The sequence below is a fragment of the Mycobacterium sp. NGS68 genome, from assembly GCF_059812195.1.
This window is the reverse complement of record NZ_JCALCE010000078.1, coordinates 1-1,298: the sequence shown is the minus strand read 5'-3', so window position 1 is coordinate 1,298 and position 1,298 is coordinate 1. Positions and strand designations below refer to the sequence as shown.

General features: G+C 79.0%; 1 protein-coding gene. It reads left to right on the top strand.

Annotation, left to right across the window (positions count from 1 at the left end; translation table 11 throughout):
- Positions 1-1,298 (top strand): hypothetical protein (locus AC5Y5V_RS31315; RefSeq protein ID WP_499942950.1); only part of this gene is annotated, 1,298 nt, incomplete at both ends.

Genomic DNA, 1,298 nt, shown 5'->3' with positions numbered 1-1,298 from the left:
ACGGCGGCACCGGTGGCCAGGGCGGCGACGCAGGCGCCGGCGGCGACGGCGGCGCCAAAGGCACCGGCGGCACATACAGCGGAATCGACGGCACCACCGGCGCGGCGGGCACCGGCGGCAAGGGCGGCACCGGTGGTGCCGGGGGTGACAGCGGGGCTGGCGCCGCGGCAGCCGACCACACCGGCGCCACCGGCGACAAGGGCTACGCCGGCGGCCAAGGCGGGGCGGGCGGCCAGGGCGGCACCGCCGGTGCGGGCGGTACCAGCGGCGACGGCGGGGATGGCGGCGTCGGCGGCAAGGGCGGCCAAGGCGGCACCGGAGGCAGCGGCGCGGACAGCAGCACCGGTGTTGGCGGTCAAGGCGGCCAAGGTGGTCAGGGCGGGGACGCCGGAGCAGGCGGAGACGGCGGCCATGCCGGGACCGGCGGCACATACAGCGGCAGCGACGGAGCGACCGGCGCCGCGGGCACCGGCGGCAAAGGCGGCACCGGCGGCGCCGGCGGCGACAGCGGGGCTATCGGCGCACAGGCAGATGGCAGCGGCGCCACCGGCGACAAGGGCTACGCCGGCGGCCAGGGCGGATCAGGTGGCCAGGGGGGCACCGCCGGTGCAGGCGGTACCAGCGGTGATGGCGGAGACGGCGGCGTCGGCGGCAAGGGCGGCCAAGGCGGCACGGGAGGCAGCGGTTCCAACAGCACCACCGGCATCGGCGGTACCGGCGGCACCGGCGGCCAGGGCGGGGACGCGGGCGCCGGCGGCGACGGCGGCGCCAAAGGCACCGGCGGCGCACACAGCGGCCAAGACGGCACAACAGGCGCCGCGGGCATCGGCGGCAAGGGCGGCACCGGTGGTGCCGGGGGTGACAGCGGGGCTGGCGCCGCGGCAGCCGATGGCAGCGGGGCCACCGGCGACAAGGGTTACGCCGGCGGGCAGGGCGGTGCGGGCGGCCAGGGCGGCACCGCCGGAGCGGGTGGCACCAGCGGCGACGGCGGCATAGGTGGCCAAGGCGGCAAGGGCGGTCAAGGCGGCCAAGGCGGCAGCGGCGCCAACAGCACCACTGGCGTCGGCGGCACCGGCGGCCAAGGCGGTCAGGGCGGGGACGCGGGAGCAGGTGGGGACGGCGGCCATGCCGGCACCGGCGGCAAGTACAGCGGAATCGCCGGCGCAAGCGGCGCGGCCGGTACCGGCGGCAAAGGCGGTACGGGTGGGACCGGCGGGCAAGGTGCGGCGGGCGGCAACGCCGCCGAGCAAACCGGCGCCACCGGAGGCAACGGTTACGACGGCGGGCAGGGCGGTGCA